This is a genomic window from Planktotalea frisia (genome assembly GCF_001890925.1).
Lineage (GTDB): Bacteria > Pseudomonadota > Alphaproteobacteria > Rhodobacterales > Rhodobacteraceae > Planktotalea > Planktotalea frisia.
In genome coordinates this window covers 1-16,019 of the sequence record NZ_MLCB01000145.1, presented here as the reverse complement: position 1 = coordinate 16,019, position 16,019 = coordinate 1, and the positions used below count along the sequence as shown (strand labels likewise).

The following is a 16,019-nucleotide window of genomic DNA, read 5'->3' as shown; positions in this document are numbered from 1 at the left end:
CAGCGGTCCTGAATTTATTGAACAAATGGAGTGAGCATCATGGGTGCACAAAACGGTAAAGATCTACTGATAAAAGTGGATGTGAATGGAACGGGTATGTTTGAAACCATGGCGGGCTTACGGGCCACGCGGGTGAGTTTTAATGCGGAAACGGTGGATGTGACGAACCTGAGCAGTGCGGGTGGCTGGCGCGAGTTGCTGTCGGGTGCGGGCGTAAAGACTGCTGCGTTGTCGGGGTCCGGCGTGTTTCGCGATGAGGCGACAGATGAACGCGCGCGTCAGATTTTCTTTGATGGAGAGATCCCGAATTTTCAAGTGATCATTCCGGATTTTGGAATTGTGCAAGGCCCGTTCCAGATCAGCGCGATTGAATATTCGGGTGCTCATAATGGCGAGGCAACCTACGAAATTTCAATGGCTTCCGCTGGTGAGCTGGTCTTCACGGCGGATAGCTAATGGACAATCCATGGAGCGGACGTGTGTCACTGGTTGTGGACGAGGTAGAGCGCCCGATGGCGCTGACCCTTGGGGCTTTGGCGGAACTCGAAGTCACTTTGGGCGATGACACGTTGGTGGCTTTGGTCGAGCGCTTTGAGACAGGTGCGTTTTCCAGCGGTGATGTGTTGAGTTTGATCGTTGCTGGTTTGCGCGGTGGCGGCTGGATGGTGACGCGCGGCGAGTTGTTGTCGTCAGATATTGCAGGTGGGCCGATGGGGGCCGCGAAGGTGGCGGCGCAACTCCTCGCACGCGCGTTTTTGCTGCCCGAAGAGCGCCGTGCATGAGTGCTGTAAATTGGCCTGATCTGATGCGTGCCGGGATGACATCTGACGAGTTTTGGGCGCTGACGCCATCGGAACTGATGGTGATGCTTGGACATGGCAGCGGTGACGCCCCGATGGGGCGCGCACGTTTGGCCGATTTGTTGCGGCTCTATCCAGATGATGCGCGCGGCGCAACGAGAGAAATGAAGGCTCAGAATGAGTGATTTTGATAGCTTCAGTTCTGTGGAGACACAGCTTGAAGCGCTTGATGAAAGCTTTGCGAACGCAGCGGGTATGGCCTCAACGTTTGATGCGGAAATGAAGCGGATTCAAGGGACGTTCGAGACGACGGGTAGAGGTGTTCAGAGCCTTGATGCGTCGCTCTCGCGTTCGTTGCGCGGGGCGTTGGAAGGCGTGGTGTTTGACGGTGAAAAGCTGAGTGATGCGCTGAAAGACGTGGGGCGTTCGATGGCGAGTGCAGCGCTTACGTCCGCTGTGAAGCCGGTCACTAATCATTTCTCAAGCTTGATTGCAGGTGGTGTGGACACTCTGATGAAAGGGTTAATGCCGTTCGAAAAAGGCGGCAGTTTTACGCAAGGGCGGGTCACGGCGTTTGCCAATGGCGGAATTGTAAATGGGCCGACAACCTTTCCGATGCGTGGTGGCACAGGCTTGATGGGCGAGGCAGGTCCTGAAGCGATTTTGCCGCTCACACGCGGTGCTGACGGCAAGCTGGGGGTTCAAGCGAGCGGCGGCGGCGGGCGATCTGCGCCGATTGTTGTGAATATTTCGACACCGGATGTTGAGGGGTTTCGTCGCTCGCAAAGCCAGATTGCAGCCCAGATGAGCCGCGCTTTGGGGCGCTCTCAGCGTACGCGCTAGACGATTGTAAGAGGGAAAAGAGATGCAGTTTCATGAGATTAGATTTCCGGCAGCGTTGAGTTTTGGCTCAATGGGTGGACCTGAGCGGCGCACGGATATTGTGACGTTGAGCAACGGATATGAAGAGCGCAACACGCCGTGGGCGCATTCGCGTCGCCGGTATGACGCAGGCGTTGGCCTGCGTGCGATGGATGATGTGGATGAGGTGCTCAAGTTCTTTGAGGCGCGGCGTGGGCAGATGTTTGCGTTTCGTTGGAAGGATTGGTCGGATTTCAAGTCGTGCAAACCCTCAGAGACCGTCGCACATGGAGATCAGACGATTGGGTATGGCGACGGCGTCACGACTGAATTTCAGCTGACCAAAACTTATCGTTCTGGCGACGAGAGTTACACACGTAACATTGCGAAGCCTGTGAGTGGAACTGTATTGGTAAGCCTCGCGGGGGATCCGCAAAGCGAAGGTGTGCATTTCGAAGTGGATCTGGCGCGGGGTGTTTTGATCTTTGACCGCGCACCTGACGAGGGCCGTGATATTACCGCCGGGTTCGAGTATGACGTACCCGTGCGCTTTGATGCGGATCGCATTCACACGTCGGCGGCGAGTTTTCAAGCAGGTGAAGTGCCGAGCATTCCAGTGGTTGAGGTGCGTTTATGAGCGTGCTTCCTACAGAGCTACAGGCGCATTTGGACACGGGTGTTACAACGTTGTGTCGTGCTTGGCTGATTGAGCGTCGCGACGGCGTGGCGTTCGGATTTACGGATCATGATTTAGCGCTGACGTTTGATGGAGTTGTGTTCAAGCCGGACACGGGGCTATCGGCGATGGCCTTGCAACAGAGTACAGGCTTGTCTGTGGACAACACAGAAGCCATTGGCGCGTTAAGTGATGCTGCAATCAAAGCTAGCGATATTGATGCAGGACGGTTTGATGGAGCCGAAGTGACCTCTTGGTTGATCAACTGGAGCGCACCTGAACAACGGATTATCCAATTTCGCGGTAACATTGGTGAAATTCGTCGCGCAGGCGGGGCGTTTCAAGCTGAGTTGCGGGGGTTGACCGATCTGTTGAACCGTCCTGTGGGGCGCGTTTATCAGAAACCTTGTGGTGCGGTGTTAGGCGACGCAGCTTGCGGCGTTAATCTGGCAAGTGAAGACTACCATGTTGAACGCGCGGTGGCTGAGGTCGAGAACGAGCGTGTCTTTCGTTTTAGCGGCATGAGTGGCTTTGGTGAGAGCTGGTTTGAGCGCGGACGTTTGGACATTCTGAGTGGGGATGCAAAGGGGCTCGGCGGGGCGATCAAAGTGGATCGGTTCTTTGGGTCGTTTCGCGAGGTGACTTTGTGGGAACCCTTGCGCGCGGATGTTCGCGAAGGTGACAGTATTCGATTGATCGCCGGCTGCGATAAGCGGTTTGAAACCTGTGGCAGCAAGTTTTCGAATGTGCTGAATTATCAAGGTTTCCCAGACATTCCCGAAGAGGAATGGATGATGGTGCATCCAAGCAAGGCACCTGCGCGCGATGGTGGAAGCCGTCGATGAGTAGCGAGATAATGCCCGCATCTACAGTGCTCGATGCCACGCGTGCCTGGATCGGAACGCCCTATCGTCATCAAGCGTCTTTGCAGCATGTGGGACCGATTGTTTAGGGCTATTGCGAGGTGTTTGGCGTGCGCTTTACGGAGCGGAGCCTGAGATGGTGCCTGCCTATTCGCAAGATTGGGCTGAGCCACAAGGCGACGAAGTGCTCTTGCGTGCAGCTTTGCGGTATTTGTTGCCGCGCCAAGAGGGCTTGGTAGCAGGAGATGTATTGTTGTTTCGCATGCGCGAAGGCTCCATCGCGAAACATATTGGAATCTGCGCAGACGCGGGTTCTGAGCCAACTTTTATTCACGCTTATAGTGGTCATTCGGTCACAGAAAGCCCGCTTAGCCAACCTTGGCAACGTCGCATCGCGGCTCATTTTGCATTTCCATTGGGAGTTTAACCATGGCTACAATCCTTTTGTCTGCGGCTGGTGCGTCGCTGGGGTCTTCTATTGGTGGTTCAATCCTAGGGCTGTCGATGTCCGCGGTTGGGCGGTTTGCGGGTGCGATGGTGGGTAGTGCGATTGATCGTCGTACAGTGCGCACGGATCAGCATATTATTGGTGGTGGATCCGAGACGGTGCAAACGGGTCAAATGAACCGTTTCAGACTGACCGGTGCAGGAGAGGGACGACCGATCGGGCAGATCTTTGGCCGCATGCGCGTGGCCGGACAAGTGATTTGGTCGAGTGAGTTTGAAGAGCGCGTGTACACATCTACGGGGACGCAAGTGAGCACGCAAACTCAAGCGGCGCAGCAATCGGGCGGAAAAGGCGGCGCGCGCGCAGAAGTCGGTTCCATCACAACGACAACGCGCGATACTACGTTAACGCAGAGCTATGCCTATACAATTTCAATCGCTGTCGCGCTGTGTGAAGGCGAGATTACGTCAATAGGACGGGTTTGGGCTGATGGTGTCGAAGTCAGCGCAGTCGATTTGAATATGCGCGTTTATACGGGTTCGAAGACACAACTACCGGATCCCAAGATCGAGGCGGTTGAGGGCAGTGGCAAGACACCTGCGTATCGCGGGACGGCTTATGTTGTGTTCGAGAACCTGCAACTGGCTGATTTTGGAAATCGGGTTCCGCAGTTCACTTTCGAGGTTATTCGTGGCGGTGAAACGGTTCAGGATGGTCGCGCCAGCGATATGACACAAGACATCAAAGCGGTGGCGTTGATGCCTGGGTCAGGCGAATTTTCTTTGGCGACGACGCCTGTTCACTACGACCTTGGTTTAGGCCGTAAGCAAAGCATCAACGTTAATTCGCCAAGCTATCGTAGTGATATTGCGACGTCGTTGAAAATGCTCGAAGAGGAGCTTCCAAATTGTAAAGCGGCCTCACTGGTGGTCAGTTGGTTCGGCGATGATTTGCGCTGTAATCTGTGTGAGATAAGGCCGAAAGTTGAGCAAAAAGAGCTTGAGGGGGATCGTTTACAATGGTCCGTCGCAGGATTGGATCGTGCGTCAGCAGAGGCGATACCGTTAGAGAGTGAGCGCCCTGTTTATGGGGGGACGCCGTCGGATAACTCTGTGCTGGAGTCGATTGCAGAGTTGAGGGCGCGCGGACAGGCGGTGATGTTTTATCCGTTCATTTTGATGGATCAACTGGCTGGCAACGGCCTTGCTGACCCGTGGAGTGATGCGAATAGCCAGCCAAAGCTACCTTGGCGCGGGCGGATCACCAGTTCTGTGGCTCCGTTGCGCAATGGATCCCCTGATGAAAGTGCAGCTTCAAGTGCAGAAGTTGCTGCGTTCTTTGGCACGGCAAGTGCGAGTGATTTTAATGTTTCCTCGGGCTCGGTGAACTATTCTGGTCCGAATGAGTGGCGCTTTCGTCGGTTCATTTTGCACAACGCGGCCCTCTGTGCGGCAGCGGGTGGCGTGGATTCATTCTGTATCGGTTCTGAAATGCGTGGGCTTACCCAAATTCGTGGTGCCGCGCATAGTTTTCCCGCTGTTGCTGAGTTGATGGACCTCGCCGCTGAAGTGCGCGCACTGTTGGGGCCTGCATGCAAGATTGGCTATGCTGCGGATTGGTCCGAGTATTTTGGTTATTCCCCTCAAGATGGCAAAGGTCATCATTATTTCAATCTTGATCCGCTTTGGGCGGATGAGAATATCGATTTCATCGGAATTGATAACTATATGCCGCTGTCGGATTGGCGTGACGGCGAAGAACATTTAGATGCGCCGTGGGGCTCGATCTATGCGCTGGACTATCTCAAGAGCAACATTGAAGGCGGTGAAGGTTTCGAGTGGTACTACCATTCAGATGAAGCGCGCGCAGCGCAAATCCGCACGCCGATCACTGATGGCGCGCATGGTGAGCCTTGGCTTTACCGATACAAGGATTTGAAAAGCTGGTGGAGCCAGCCGCATCATAACCGCATTGCGGGTGTGCGCCAGGCAGGGGCAAGCGCTTGGGTGCCGCAGTCCAAGCCGATTTGGTTCACAGAGTATGGTTGCGCGTCAGTGGATAAGGGAACCAATCAACCAAATAAGTTTCTTGATCCCAAATCGTCAGAGTCGGATTTGCCCTATTATTCAAATGGCCAACGCGATGAGTTGATGCAGATGCAATATGTGCATGCAGTGACGGAATATTGGGAAGATCGTGCGCATAATCCGGTGTCGCAGGTCTATGACGGTTCGATGATTGATATGAGCCGCGCATTTGCATGGGCTTGGGATACACGACCTTATCCGCATTTCCCGAACCGTTTAGATTTGTGGTCGGATGGGGAAAACTACACGCGTGGGCATTGGCTGAATGGACGCACAAGTGCGCGTTCGTTGGCGTCGGTTGTCGCGGAAATTTGCGCGCGCGTCGGCGAGATACGTTTTAATGTCAGTAAGCTTTATGGTGTTGTGCGCGGTTATCAGATCGCTGACGTGCTTGAGGCGCGAAGTGCTTTGCAGCCCTTGATGCTGCGCTATGGATTTGATGCTATTGAGCGCGAGGGTGTTTTGCATTTCGTGATGCGCGACGGTCAAAGTGACGTAGAAATTGCTGAAAGCTGTTTGGTCAACCACTCTGAGATCCAAGGCGATTATGAGGTCGTTCGTGGTTCTGATGCGGACCTTGCCGGACGTTTGCGGGCGAGCTTTGTTCAAGCGGATGCAGATTTCGATGTGATTGTTGAAGAGACGGTGCTGCCGCATGATGACAGCCACGCAATTTCATCAACGGACCTGCCATTGGCAATGACGCGACCCGAGGCGCGACAAATGTTAGAGCGTTGGTTGAGTGAAGCGCGCGTTTCGCGTGAAGCAATCCGTTTCGCGCTGCCGCCCTCAAAGCTCGCGGTCAAAGCAGGTGATGTTGTGCGTCTGAAAGGCGGGCAGGGCGACACCCAGTTTCGAGTGGATCGTGTGGAGCAAGGTGAAAGCCAGATTCTGGAAGCTGTGCGTATTGAACCGAATGTCTATCGTCCTTCGCCTTTTGCAGACGATGTAATCTCAACACGGCCCTTTGTGGCAGCTGTACCTGTTCTGCCGTATTTTCTTGATCTGCCTTTGATCACAGGAAATGAGATCCCGCATGCGCCACATGTTGCTGCGACGGCGACGCCTTGGCCTGTTGCTGTGGCCGTTTATGACGCGCCAATTGATGCGGATTACGGTTTTAACACCTATACGCAAGGGCGGTCTGTTATTGGCGAGACGCTGACATCAATGAACTCAAGCGTCTTTGGTCTCGTGGATCGCGGAGAACCGCTGAGGGTTCGACTGGCCAGTGATCAACTAGAGAGCATTGCGCGTGAAACGATGCTCGCGGGTGGCAACTTGGCTGCGATTGGTGATGGGTCCGCTGGAAACTGGGAAGTGTTTCAGTTTCAGCGCGCAGAACTGGTGGCACCCGATACCTACGATCTGAGCCTGCGATTGCGCGGACAGTTTGGCACGGATGGCTTGGTGCCGGATGCTTGGCCGACGGGGTCTGTTTTTGTTTTGTTGAATGGCATGCCAAATCAGATCGGTTTGCGCAGTTCGGATCGCGGTGTGGAGCGGCACTACCGCATTGGACCAGCGCCACGTGGGTATGATGACCCCGCCTACGAACATCGCGTTGAAAGCTTTCAAGGGGTAGGGTTGCGGCCCTACGCACCTACGCATTTAAACGTTTCAAGCGCGGGCGGTGACTTGGTATTTAATTGGGTTAGGCGTACGCGTATTGAAGGCGACAATTGGACCTGGGGCGATGTTCCATTGGGGGAAGAGCGCGAGCAATACGTCGTGCAGATCGTAGCGAACGGGATTTTATTGCGGACTGACTTGGTCGACGTTGCGCAATTTACCTATTCGCTCAATCAGCGCGTTGCTGATGGTGTCACTGGCACGTTTGAAATACGCGTAGCACAAGTCTCTGAGCGTTTTGGCCCAGGTCTATTTGCGCGTTTGTCTTTGAGTGGTTGAATAATATGCCGCTGACATTGCAAGATTTGATTGCTCTCACGCGATATTGCGCTGGATTTGGGCCGGATGAGCGTGCCACCAAATGTCATGAGGTGCTTAAACGTGTCAATGAAGCGGCCTGTTTTAACGGAATAACTGGGAAAGTTCATCCGTTTTACGGCGACGGCTCAATTACGAGTTTGCTGATGCGATATAGTCTTGGCCAAATACCATCTTCGTTAGATTACAAGATGTTAACTGTTTTACTTACGGTCGTTTTAACGCTTTTTGAAGCCTCTAAAGAGAAACTGTAGGGTGTATCTATCACTCATAAGTTTGTGAACTATCACCTATTTGCATTTGTGGCCTGCGGCCTTGTTGATGTAGAGATAGGGCGAACAATCAGGAGCGTTCAAGATGGCGCAAGTTGACAGGCCCCTTCACAGCATCGATCCCGTCTGGGATCGGATTTCGCATGAAGCTCAAACAGCAGTGCAAAACGAACCTCTTTTGGGTGGATTGTTGCATGCCTGTGTTTTGCATCACAACAGCTTAGAAAAAGCGCTGTCGTATAGGTTTTCGGCGAAACTTCATTCGAACGAAATGAGTCAGATCATTTTGCGTGATATTGCAGATGAAGCCTATGAAAAGGATTCAAACATCGTTGAGTCCGCACGTGCTGATTTGATGGCGATTTTTGATCGTGATCCTGCATGCCATCGCCTGTTACAACCTTTGGTGTTTTTCAAAGGGTTTCAAGCAATACAAGCTTATCGCATAGCGAACTGGCTTTGGCGGACGGGTCGCAAAGATCTGTCGTATTTTGTGCAAATGCGTGTGTCCGAGATTTTTGGTGTCGATATTCATCCGGCAGCGCGCATTGGCAAAGGTATCATGATTGATCACGCGCATTCTATCGTCATTGGTGAGACAGCGGTTGTTGGTGACAACGTTTCCATGCTGCACTCTGTGACGCTTGGTGGCACGGGTAAAGAAGAGGAAGATCGTCACCCCAAGATTGGTGATGGTGTTCTTATCGGTGCAGGTGCCAAGGTGCTCGGTAACATAAAGATTGGGAATTGCAGCCGGATTGCGGCTGGATCAGTCGTGCTTGCCGAAGTGCCACCGTGTAAAACTGTGGCGGGTGTGCCTGCTAAAATTGTTGGTGAAGCCGGATGTGACCAGCCATCGGTCTCAATGCATCAATTGATCAACTCTGCGCCTAAATAGCATTTGACGAAATTGGCTGCTGCTAGTGCCGCAGGCTTATATAGCCTGACCCTAAGGGTCAGGCGGTGCCTCTGGCGGAAGTTTACTCGGAAAGGTGAAGATCGGCGTTGCTAGCTTAAGCGAGCATTGCGATCGGGTTTTCCAAATTTGCCTTGATAGCGGCGAGAAGTTCAGCGCCCAGTGCGCCGTCAATCACCCTGTGATCCACTGACAGCGTGACGGACATCACCGTCGCAACGTCGAGTTCACCTTCCGCACTTACAACGGGCTTTTTGACACCAGCACCCACGGCCAGGATGGCACCATGTGGTGGGTTGATCACAGCATCGAAGTTTTCAATGCCCATCATGCCAAGGTTAGAGATTGCGAAGCTGCCACCCATGTACTCATGCGGCGCGAGTTTGCGGTCACGCGCTCGGCTCGCCAGATCTTTCATCTGAGCCGAAAGTGCAGAAAGTGACTTTGTGTCAGCGTCTTGCAAGACAGGTGTGAAGAGGCCACCTTCGATTGCGACTGCAACAGCAACGTCTGAAGCTTTCATCTGAAGCACGCGATCACCGGCCCAAACAGCGTTGGCCGCAGGCACTTGTTGCAGCGCAAGCGCACAGGCTTTGATGATGAAATCATTGACCGATAGTTTTATATCACGTTCAGCAAGTTGTTTGTTGAGCTGGCTGCGAAACTTGAGCAACGCATCTAGATGAATGTCGCGGCGCAGGTAGAAATGTGGAATGGTTTGTTTGGCTTCTGTAAGGCGGGCAGCGATAGTTTTGCGCATGCCATCGAGCGGGATTTCGGTGAAGTCGCGGCCTTGATACATTTTGGCGATCTGGCTCGGGTTCACTTGCGCTGTTGCTACGTTCGGGACTGACTTTGCCGAGGCCGTAGCTGCTTGTGGTGCCGAAGCGGCAGATGCGTTTTCAACGTCTGCTTTAACAATGCGCCCCTTGGGGCCGCTGCCAGCAACTGATTTCAGATCGATCCCTTTGTCCGCAGCGATGCGCCGCGCGAGTGGGGAAGCAAAGACACGTGTTCCATTGGGCTCTGGTTTCGCTATTTGCGCAGATACGGGCGCGGGGGCTGTCGATGGTTCTGGTTCGTTAGAAGCGCTTGCAGCAGGCAGCGCAGCGGCGGGCGTCGCATCTGCCATGTCTTCACCGTCTTCGAGTAAAAGCGCTATAGGGCTGTTGACCAAAACACCTGCGGTTCCCGCCTCGACCAAAATTTTACCGATGACACCTTCATCGACGGCTTCAAATTCCATTGTAGCTTTGTCGGTTTCGATCTCAGCGAGCAAATCACCGGACGAGACAGTGTCGCCCTCTTTGACCAACCATTTGGCGAGCGTGCCATCCTCCATCGTGGGGGACAGCGCGGGCATGAGAATTTCGATTGCCATTGTGTTTCTCCCTTAACGATACGTTACTTTTTGCACAGCCTCTATCACCTCTGCGGTGGTAGTCAGAGCGAGCTTTTCGAGGTTGGCGGCGTAGGGCATCGGAACGTCTTTACCTGTGCAGTTGATCACAGGGGCGTCGAGATAGTCGAACGCCTCTTGCATCAAAACGGCCGAAATATGATTGCCGATGGCGCCGACCGGCCAACCTTCTTCAACGGTGACGCAGCGGTTGGTTTTCTTCACGCTTTCGATCACGGTTTGTGTGTCCATCGGACGCAGGGAGCGAAGATCTACGACCTCTGCAAAGATCCCGTTTTCCGCCAACTTATCAGCGGCTTCCATTGCGTAGCTCATGCCAATACCAAAGCTCACAATGGTTACATCAGACCCTTCGCGTGCAATCCGGGCTTTTCCGATTGGGACAGTGAAATCATCAAGCACAGGCACATCGAATGTACGGCCATAAAGGATTTCATTTTCAAGGAAGATCACTGGATTCGGATCGCGGATCGCCGACTTCATCAGTCCTTTCGCATCAGCGGCAGTGTAGGGCATGACGACCTTGAGACCGGGAATATGTGCATACCAAGCAGCGTAGTCTTGGCTGTGTTGCGCACCGACTCGCGCAGCGGCACCATTGGGGCCACGAAACACCATCGGCGCACCCATTTGACCACCTGACATGTAGAGCGTCTTGGCGGCAGAATTGATAATATGATCAATAGCTTGCATGGCGAAGTTAAACGTCATGAACTCAACGATGGGCTTTAGACCACCAAAGGCAGCACCCACAGCGATACCAGCAAAACCATGCTCTGTGATAGGCGTGTCGATAACACGTTTGTGGCCAAATTCATCGAGCATCCCTTGAGAAATCTTGTAAGCACCTTGGTATTCGCCAACTTCTTCCCCCATCAAAAACACGCTCTCATCGGCGCGCATTTCTTCGGACATCGCTTCGCGCAATGCTTCGCGAACAGTTTGTTGTTTCATCTGAGTGCCCTCGGGCCAATCCGGCTCAGGCGCGCTCCATTGAGGTTCACTTTGCGTATCGTTGTGCTGGATCGGCACCGCGGCGACGGTCGTTGCAGGCGCTGACGCCGTGGCTGGAGCTGTCGCGGAAATATCATCCGCGCTTTCGCCATCTTCCAAGAGCAACGCAATCGCTGTGTTCACTGCGACGCCTGCGCTGCCTTCGGGCACGAGGATCGAGCCGATGACACCTTCATCTACTGCTTCAAATTCCATCGTGGCTTTGTCGGTTTCGATTTCAGCAATGATGTCGCCAGACGAAACTGTGTCGCCTTCTTTCACCAACCACTTGGTAAGCGTGCCTTCTTCCATCGTCGGCGAAAGGGCGGGCATTAGGATTTCGATAGCCATGATTTACGCCTCCACTTTTGCATAGATGTCGGTCCAAAGCTCTGACACATCGGGCAATGGGCTGTCTTTGGCGAATTCGGCTGATGCATTTACCACTTTCTTGATTTCTTTATCGATCGCTTTCAAATCTTCCTCGCTCGCGTGTTTGCCTGTCAGCAGAACATCGCGGACTTGTTCAATTGGATCACGTTCATCGCGCATTTTCTGCACTTCCTCGCGGGTGCGGTATTTCGCTGGGTCCGACATAGAGTGGCCGCGATAGCGGTATGTTTTGATCTCTAGAATGTAGGGGCCCTTGCCAGAACGGCAGTGTTTTACAGCGCGTTCGCCAGCTTCCTTCACAGCCATAACATCCATACCGTCTACGATTTCACCTGGAATGCCAAATGCTTCGCCGCGCGTGTGCAAATCAGGGGTGGAGGTGGAGCGGTTCTGCGATGTGCCCATAGCGTACTGGTTGTTTTCAATGACAAAAATGCAAGGAAGGTCCCAAATAGCGGCCATGTTAAATGTTTCGTAAACCTGACCTTGGTTTGCAGCGCCATCGCCGAAATAGGTGAAGGTCACGCGACCATTCTCTTGGTACTTATCGGCAAACGCGAGGCCAGCACCCAGCGGAACTTGCGCAGCAACAATGCCGTGCCCGCCATAGAAATGCTTCTCCTTGGAGAACATGTGCATAGAGCCGCCTTTGCCCTTGGAATAGCCATCCATGCGGCCTGTCAGCTCTGCCATAACACCATTGGGATCCATTCCGCAGGCCAACATGTGACCGTGATCACGATACGATGTGATCCGCTTGTCACCTTCCTCTGCGGCGGCCTCAAGACCGACAACAACCGCTTCTTGACCAATGTAGAGATGGCAGAATCCGCCAATCAGACCCATGCCATAAAGTTGACCGGCCTTTTCTTCAAAGCGTCTGATGAGAAGCATGTCTTTGTAGTGCTTCAGCAAGTCGTCAGCTGAAACGTTCGATTTCGCAGTCGATTTTCGCGCGGCCATATGCGGTGTATCCTCCCAGAAACAACAGTGGTTTAGCGTTAAACCATAGTGTAACGCAGGAAAACCATGCTGACCAGAGTACAATAGTACAAGTAACGCTTTGGTTAACGAACTACGATTTCATCCGAGCGTAAAAGCCCCAGAACATCGCGGGCTTGTTGATCCAGCAGATCAAGGTCCAGATAGGTGTCCGACAAACGTTTGGTGAGATTTTCCATCTCGTTCACTTCGCCTTTGAGTTGGCTCAGTTGAACTTCGAGGTCTTTTGCCGCAACCGTAATTTCCGCACGACGAAATACGCCGTAATCACCTTGGACGGCCGCGAACGTGAAATACGTCGCAAGGCTGAACGCCGTTGCGAAATAGATCAAAGCGCCAAGCGCTGGTCTCGCGGTTTTTGGTTGCATACTGCCCTCGAAGGCGACTCTTGCGGTCGCTGTGCAGTCTTAGTGCCACGAAGCTTTGAGGTTGGTCAGCCTTTTTTCCCCATAGCATGAAAACTCGCAAGGCAGGTGTGTGCCTGAGGGCACAATCGTGCGCACGCAAAGCGATTTAGAGAGACTTGAGAATGTTTGCTGCCAACTCGAACGAGCGAATGCGCGCAGTATTGTCATGAATTGCGCCCGTAAGCATGATCTCATCCGGTTGATAACGTGCGATAATTTCTTTGAGCCTAAGCTCCACGGTCTCAGGTGAGCCAGTCGCAGAGCAAGACAGCGCATGATTGACCTGTTGCAAAACTGCGGGCGCGACATGCTCTTCAATCGCGTCAACGGGTAGGGGAAGTGCACCAGGTTGCCCTGTGCGTAAGCGCGCAAACGCAAGCAGTTGGGATGAACGTAAGAGCTGTGCTTCTTCATCGCTCGGCGCAACGCATACGCCAGCGGCAAGCATTGCATGCGGTTTTTCGAGATGCTCGGAAGGTTGGAATGTGCTGCGATAGATCTGCAAAGCTTGCTCTAACGCGTCAGGCGCGAAGTGGGACGCGAAGGCATAAGGCAAACCCAGATAGGCGGCGAGTTGCGCGCCATAGAGGCTAGAACCCAAAATCCACACGGGCACTTGCGTGCCAAACCCCGGAACAGCGCGCACAGACATGTCGCCACCACCTGCCGATAGATAGGCGATAAGTTCCTGCACATCCTGCGGAAAACTGTCTTCGGGTGCCATATGACGACGCAACGCGCGCGCAGTTGCCATATCGCTTCCCGGTGCGCGCCCAAGTCCAAGATCAACGCGATCAGGATAAAGCGTGGCCAATGTGCCGAATTGTTCCGCAATCACCAAAGGTGCATGGTTCGGGAGCATAATGCCGCCAGCGCCGACGCGTATGGTGTTGGTCGCTGCCGCGACTTGCGCAATGATAATCGATGTTGCCGCACTCGCGATGCCGGGCATGTTATGATGCTCAGCCAGCCAATAGCGATGATAGCCCGCTTTTTCAGCCGCCTGCGCGAGAGCAACAGTATTGTCGATCGCATCTCGTGCGGTATGACCTTCGGGAATCGGCGAAAGATCAAGCAGTGAGAACTGTGTCATCTCAATACCCGCGCCAAATCCAGCCACCGCCAAAGATGCGTGTGCTGTCTGCGTCGTAAAATACGCAGGCTTGGCCCGGTGACACGCCGTCTTCTGGTGTGAGTAACTCAACGCTTGCTTCTGTCTCGGAAATAGGGCGAATGATTGCGGGCTTTGGCGGACGGGTCGAGCGCACGCGCACCAACACATGCCATTCCTCTTGCGACGTCAGTAGCGCATCCCCAAGCCAATTGATTTCGCGCACAGGGATCGTGCGCGTGCTGAGCAGCTCTTTCGGCCCAACAATCACCTGTTTCGCGTCCACATCAAGGCGCACAACATAAAGCGGGTCGGCCAAGCCACCGATACCTAACCCGCGACGTTGCCCAATGGTGTAGTGAATAACACCGTTATGTTGACCCAGCACATTGCCCTCAACATCAACGATCTCGCCAGGCTCCGCCGCACCGGGGCGCAGTTTTTCGATGACAGCCGCGTAATTGCCATTGGGCACAAAGCAAATGTCCTGACTGTCGGGCTTGTCTGCCACGCTCAGCCCGAACTTGCTTGCCAGCTCGCGCGTTGCATCCTTAGACGGCAGGTGGCCGAGCGGAAAACGCAGGTAGTCCAATTGTTCTTGCTTGGTCGAGAACAGAAAATAGCTCTGATCGCGCGCATCATCGGCTGCACTGTGCAACTCAGCCTTCTCAGGCCCCATCTTGCGCTGGATATAGTGACCCGTCGCCATGCAATCGGCCTCAAGGTCTTTTGCTGTCTCAAGCAAATCCTTAAACTTCACCCGCTCATTGCACCGAATGCACGGCACGGGGGTCGCGCCCGCGAGATAGCTGTCCGCAAACTCATCAATCACCGCATCCTTAAAGACGTTCTCATAATCGAGCACGTAATGCGGGAATCCCATTTCTTCGGCCACACGGCGCGCATCGTGGATATCAAGACCTGCACAACACGCGCCTTTTTTGGCCAGAGCGGCACCATGATCATATAGCTGCAAGGTTACGCCGACGACGTCATAGCCCTCAGATGCAAGCTGTGCGGCGACAACAGAACTGTCCACGCCACCCGACATCGCCACGACAACGCGCGTCTCTGACGGTGGTTTGGCGAAGCCAAGGCTGTTTAACTTTTCGGACGTGTCCAGTGCCATGACGGCAACTCCTTACCAAAATCCAAGGAAATATAGGAAAATCCTATGTATTCTCAAGAGGCGGGTTCACGTCGCTTTAAGAGATTGGGTGCAGAAAGGCCAGAAGTAGACATGAGGCGATCAAATGTATCTCAAGAAAATCGACGGGCCGCGAGCGGTCACCCTTCCTAATGGCAAAGTTATGAGTCGCGCTGACCTGCCCTCGGAAACGACTCGGCGCTGGGTCGCGTCACGCAAAGCGGCGGTCGTGCGCGCTGTCACCAACGGATTGATCACCCAGGACGAAGCGCTTGAGCGATATTCGTTGAGCGAGGAAGAATTCTCGCAATGGGTGCAAGCCGTTGCAAATCATGGTGAAAAAGCGCTGAAGACCACGAGTGCGCAGGTGTATAGACAACTTTAGGTTGATTGTGATATAAAAACATTAACTTAAGTAACGATGGGTTAACTATTTTCGCCCAATTTGCATTTGACGAAAAGCTAAACGGAGTGAACCCTATGCGCGTACTCTTGGTCGAGGACGATCCTACAACTTCCAAAAGCATCGATATGATGCTGACCCATGCAAACCTGAACGTGTACACGACGTCCTTTGGTGAAGAAGGGATCGATCTGGCAAAACTATATGACTATACCGCTGCTACCCCAAAACCCGAATTTTTTCATGGGTTATGACGCGGAAATTGTCTGA

Annotated in this window: 16 protein-coding genes and 2 pseudogenes; 12 read left to right on the top strand and 6 right to left on the bottom strand. The window is 53.5% G+C overall.

The window, feature by feature from the left end; translation table 11 throughout:
- The first annotated feature begins 39 nt into the window (after positions 1 to 39).
- The 10 genes and pseudogenes from PFRI_RS12045 to cysE all read left to right on the top strand — a co-directional run bounded on the left by PFRI_RS12045 (position 40) and on the right by cysE (position 8,855).
- Positions 40 to 456, top strand: a complete 417-nt coding sequence (locus PFRI_RS12045; protein ID WP_072630960.1) for a phage major tail protein, TP901-1 family — start codon at positions 40 to 42, stop codon at positions 454 to 456.
- Positions 456 to 782, top strand: coding sequence for a gene transfer agent family protein (locus PFRI_RS12040; RefSeq protein WP_072630959.1), 327 nt, complete (start codon positions 456 to 458; stop codon positions 780 to 782). The genes PFRI_RS12045 and PFRI_RS12040 overlap by 1 nt, the downstream gene beginning before the upstream one ends.
- A complete protein-coding gene (locus PFRI_RS12035) occupies positions 779 to 985 on the top strand; it encodes a rcc01693 family protein (protein WP_072630958.1) in 207 nt (68 codons plus the stop codon). The genes PFRI_RS12040 and PFRI_RS12035 overlap by 4 nt, the downstream gene beginning before the upstream one ends.
- Positions 978 to 1,643 (top strand): RcGTA-type gene transfer agent tail tape measure protein, encoded by a 666-nt coding sequence (locus tag PFRI_RS12030; RefSeq protein WP_072630957.1) that lies wholly within the window; start codon positions 978 to 980, stop codon positions 1,641 to 1,643. The genes PFRI_RS12035 and PFRI_RS12030 overlap by 8 nt, the downstream gene beginning before the upstream one ends.
- A 22-nt stretch (positions 1,644 to 1,665) precedes the next feature.
- Positions 1,666 to 2,298: a DUF2460 domain-containing protein gene (locus PFRI_RS12025; RefSeq protein WP_072630956.1), complete on the top strand. Its 633-nt coding sequence runs from the start codon at positions 1,666 to 1,668 to the stop codon at positions 2,296 to 2,298.
- Entirely contained in the window at positions 2,295 to 3,182 is an 888-nt protein-coding gene (locus PFRI_RS12020) for a phage/gene transfer agent baseplate hub protein (protein ID WP_072630955.1), read from the top strand. Before PFRI_RS12025 ends, PFRI_RS12020 begins: the two co-directional genes overlap by 4 nt.
- 11 nt (positions 3,183 to 3,193) lie before the next feature.
- Positions 3,194 to 3,627 (top strand): annotated as a pseudogene (locus PFRI_RS12015) (NlpC/P60 family protein).
- A gap of 2 nt (positions 3,628 to 3,629) precedes the next feature.
- The gene (locus PFRI_RS12010) at positions 3,630 to 7,646 is read left to right on the top strand and encodes a baseplate multidomain protein megatron (RefSeq protein ID WP_072630954.1); all 4,017 of its coding nucleotides are present in this window, start codon (positions 3,630 to 3,632) and stop codon (positions 7,644 to 7,646) included.
- A gap of 5 nt (positions 7,647 to 7,651) precedes the next feature.
- On the top strand, positions 7,652 to 7,939 hold the full coding sequence (locus tag PFRI_RS12005) for a DUF7742 family protein (protein WP_072630953.1): 288 nt from the start codon (positions 7,652 to 7,654) through the stop codon (positions 7,937 to 7,939).
- A 103-nt stretch (positions 7,940 to 8,042) separates the two neighbouring features.
- Entirely contained in the window at positions 8,043 to 8,855 is an 813-nt protein-coding gene (gene cysE / locus PFRI_RS12000; RefSeq protein ID WP_072630952.1) for a serine O-acetyltransferase, read from the top strand.
- Between the two features lie 115 nt (positions 8,856 to 8,970).
- Here the strand turns inward: cysE and PFRI_RS11995 are convergent, their stop codons facing one another.
- The 6 genes from PFRI_RS11995 to mnmA form a co-directional block, all read right to left on the bottom strand.
- Complete coding sequence (locus tag PFRI_RS11995) at positions 8,971 to 10,254, bottom strand: pyruvate dehydrogenase complex dihydrolipoamide acetyltransferase (protein ID WP_072630951.1); 1,284 nt, start codon at positions 10,252 to 10,254, stop codon at positions 8,971 to 8,973.
- Between the two features lie 12 nt (positions 10,255 to 10,266).
- Positions 10,267 to 11,637, bottom strand: a complete 1,371-nt coding sequence (locus PFRI_RS11990) for a pyruvate dehydrogenase complex E1 component subunit beta (RefSeq protein WP_072630950.1) — start codon at positions 11,635 to 11,637, stop codon at positions 10,267 to 10,269.
- A gap of 3 nt (positions 11,638 to 11,640) precedes the next feature.
- Entirely contained in the window at positions 11,641 to 12,642 is a 1,002-nt protein-coding gene (gene pdhA / locus PFRI_RS11985; protein WP_072630949.1) for a pyruvate dehydrogenase (acetyl-transferring) E1 component subunit alpha, read from the bottom strand.
- Between the two features lie 104 nt (positions 12,643 to 12,746).
- Positions 12,747 to 13,049 carry an FtsB family cell division protein gene (locus PFRI_RS11980; RefSeq protein WP_072630948.1) on the bottom strand — a complete coding sequence of 101 codons (303 nt, stop codon included), beginning with the start codon at positions 13,047 to 13,049 and terminating at the stop codon, positions 12,747 to 12,749.
- Between the two features lie 145 nt (positions 13,050 to 13,194).
- A complete protein-coding gene (locus PFRI_RS11975) occupies positions 13,195 to 14,181 on the bottom strand; it encodes an LLM class flavin-dependent oxidoreductase (RefSeq protein WP_072630977.1) in 987 nt (328 codons plus the stop codon).
- A gap of 1 nt (position 14,182) precedes the next feature.
- Positions 14,183 to 15,328, bottom strand: a complete 1,146-nt coding sequence (gene mnmA / locus PFRI_RS11970) for a tRNA 2-thiouridine(34) synthase MnmA (RefSeq protein ID WP_072630947.1) — start codon at positions 15,326 to 15,328, stop codon at positions 14,183 to 14,185.
- Positions 15,329 to 15,452: 124 nt separating this feature from the next.
- Between mnmA and sciP the strand changes: the two genes are divergently transcribed.
- Together sciP and PFRI_RS11960 are read left to right on the top strand one after the other, a co-directional pair.
- Positions 15,453 to 15,731: a CtrA inhibitor SciP gene (gene sciP / locus PFRI_RS11965; protein ID WP_072630946.1), complete on the top strand. Its 279-nt coding sequence runs from the start codon at positions 15,453 to 15,455 to the stop codon at positions 15,729 to 15,731.
- Positions 15,732 to 15,826: 95 nt separating this feature from the next.
- A pseudogene (locus PFRI_RS11960) lies at positions 15,827 to 15,961 on the top strand (response regulator); the annotation flags it as partial.
- Positions 15,962 to 16,019: the final 58 nt, after the last annotated feature.

Bases quoted from the DNA above. Each gene is read 5' to 3' on its own strand.
- cysE (WP_072630952.1), top strand. From the start codon at position 8,043: ATGGCGCAAGTTGACAGGCCCCTTCACAGCATCGATCCCGTCTGGGAT.
- mnmA (WP_072630947.1), bottom strand. From the start codon at position 15,328: ATGGCACTGGACACGTCCGAAAAGTTAAACAGCCTTGGCTTCGCCAAA.
- PFRI_RS12020 (WP_072630955.1), top strand. From the start codon at position 2,295: ATGAGCGTGCTTCCTACAGAGCTACAGGCGCATTTGGACACGGGTGTT.
- PFRI_RS11990 (WP_072630950.1), bottom strand. From the start codon at position 11,637: ATGGCTATCGAAATCCTAATGCCCGCCCTTTCGCCGACGATGGAAGAA.
- PFRI_RS12045 (WP_072630960.1), top strand. From the start codon at position 40: ATGGGTGCACAAAACGGTAAAGATCTACTGATAAAAGTGGATGTGAAT.
- PFRI_RS11995 (WP_072630951.1), bottom strand. From the start codon at position 10,254: ATGGCAATCGAAATTCTCATGCCCGCGCTGTCCCCCACGATGGAGGAT.
- PFRI_RS12010 (WP_072630954.1), top strand. From the start codon at position 3,630: ATGGCTACAATCCTTTTGTCTGCGGCTGGTGCGTCGCTGGGGTCTTCT.
- PFRI_RS11980 (WP_072630948.1), bottom strand. From the start codon at position 13,049: ATGCAACCAAAAACCGCGAGACCAGCGCTTGGCGCTTTGATCTATTTC.
- pdhA (WP_072630949.1), bottom strand. From the start codon at position 12,642: ATGGCCGCGCGAAAATCGACTGCGAAATCGAACGTTTCAGCTGACGAC.
- sciP (WP_072630946.1), top strand. From the start codon at position 15,453: ATGTATCTCAAGAAAATCGACGGGCCGCGAGCGGTCACCCTTCCTAAT.
- PFRI_RS12005 (WP_072630953.1), top strand. From the start codon at position 7,652: ATGCCGCTGACATTGCAAGATTTGATTGCTCTCACGCGATATTGCGCT.
- PFRI_RS12040 (WP_072630959.1), top strand. From the start codon at position 456: ATGGACAATCCATGGAGCGGACGTGTGTCACTGGTTGTGGACGAGGTA.
- PFRI_RS11975 (WP_072630977.1), bottom strand. From the start codon at position 14,181: ATGACACAGTTCTCACTGCTTGATCTTTCGCCGATTCCCGAAGGTCAT.
- PFRI_RS12030 (WP_072630957.1), top strand. From the start codon at position 978: ATGAGTGATTTTGATAGCTTCAGTTCTGTGGAGACACAGCTTGAAGCG.
- PFRI_RS12035 (WP_072630958.1), top strand. From the start codon at position 779: ATGAGTGCTGTAAATTGGCCTGATCTGATGCGTGCCGGGATGACATCT.
- PFRI_RS12025 (WP_072630956.1), top strand. From the start codon at position 1,666: ATGCAGTTTCATGAGATTAGATTTCCGGCAGCGTTGAGTTTTGGCTCA.